Origin of the sequence: Lacihabitans soyangensis, from assembly GCF_024343775.1 — a bacterium.
Classification (GTDB): Bacteria; Bacteroidota; Bacteroidia; order Cytophagales; family Spirosomataceae; genus Leadbetterella; species Leadbetterella soyangensis.
Genome location: NZ_RJUF01000111.1, coordinates 1 through 1,442, shown reverse-complemented (window position 1 = coordinate 1,442; position 1,442 = coordinate 1). Strand labels below are relative to the sequence as shown.

The window sequence follows — 1,442 nt, the reverse complement described above, 5'->3', positions numbered from 1 at the left end:
TTTAAGTTACTGAATTTCAGTTATATGTACAACCTTTTTCTATTTATTTAAACCGCACAACGGGTTATATTATTTTTCCGATGTATATATAATTTTTCAAAGGGTCAGTAAACAAAAAATCGTAAATGTGTCTATTTCGTATTGTAATCGTACTATCCTTTAAAAAAACATAATCTTCATTTTTCTTCAAAATTTCATCGATGTCTTCCTTCAACGTTGCTGATTCTAAATCCTTATTAATTTGCATTATTCGCGTATTCTTGACAACAAAGGCATCTTTGAACTTAGTATCAAATACTTTTTTCGCTTCGTTAAAATTTTTGAAAAAATCCAGAAACGAACTTGGATTTTTAAAATGAAAAACACCATCATGAATTTCAATTTTCTCAATTTGGCTAAGGTTATCCAAATTATTATTCATAATATTCAGTTCCTCTTTAGCGGGAAGTCTAAAACCTTTTGCTGCTAAACCACCGCTTTCATCTTTGTCAACAATCTCCGAATCCTTACATGAGAATAATGTCATCATAACCGTTGACAACAAGAAATAAACCATAAAACTTTTCATAATATTTATTTTTAAAAGATTAATAAAAATTGTGCTTCCATAAAGGAGGAAAAGCGATAGCCTATCAGTAAAGACTGATGCCAGTGTGTATTTGAAAATATTTTCATGAAATAGGAAAAAGATCCATTTCTAGCATGAATATAGGGGGGGGGAATTTATATTTCCTAATATTTTTTTGGATACTTTAAAGTAATCTAACCGTTGTTTGTTTTTGGGTAATTATTTATGAAAAACAATTTAAATACCTCATTTTAAATGTTTTAAAATAACAACGATGCCCTTTAATCATTTTTTTACTGCAAAACATGGAGCGAAAAATTAGAATTTAATATCAAAAAAGGAACTAATAATTACCTAGAGCCAATTGTCTTTATAAATATCTGACTTTCAACTATTCTAATGAAGAATTACATATCAAAAGTGTAGGAATTTTAATTTTGGACAAAGTACTAAAACTAAAGCATCCATCGTTTTTTGGTGAAACTATTTCTAAACTTTTATAGCCCTATAAATATGAAAACTCAAATTTCATTTTACGCACTTACTATTTTACTGTTTATTAGCTTTCTGCCTTCGACTTCCTACTGTAACACTCGAAAAATTAATATTTCTGGAATCGTTATAGACGCAGAATCCTTAAAACCATTGGAAAACGCTAATTTGTTTGATGCCAATGAAAACCTTATTGGTGTTTCTGACTCAAAAGGGTATTACAATGGAATTATTGAAACAAACGAAACCGGCGAAATAACTTTCAAAATTATAGTTAAAAAAGCAGGCTATAATTCATTTGTTCAAAACGAACATTGGGGAAACCTTTCAGGTGAACTAAATGCTATCTATTATTTTGGATTAAAAAGCAATTCATTGAACA

Annotated in this window: 2 protein-coding genes; one reads left to right on the top strand and one right to left on the bottom strand. The window is 28.7% G+C overall.

Going from position 1 to position 1,442, the window contains the following annotated elements; translation table 11 throughout:
• Positions 1–64 precede the first annotated feature (64 nt).
• Complete coding sequence (locus EGI31_RS14710; protein ID WP_255037941.1) at positions 65–568, bottom strand: hypothetical protein; 504 nt, start codon at positions 566–568, stop codon at positions 65–67.
• Between the two features lie 513 nt (positions 569–1,081).
• Between EGI31_RS14710 and EGI31_RS14705 the strand changes: the two genes are divergently transcribed.
• On the top strand, positions 1,082–1,442 hold a 361-nt coding region (locus tag EGI31_RS14705), incomplete at its 3' end, for a peptidase associated/transthyretin-like domain-containing protein (protein WP_255037940.1).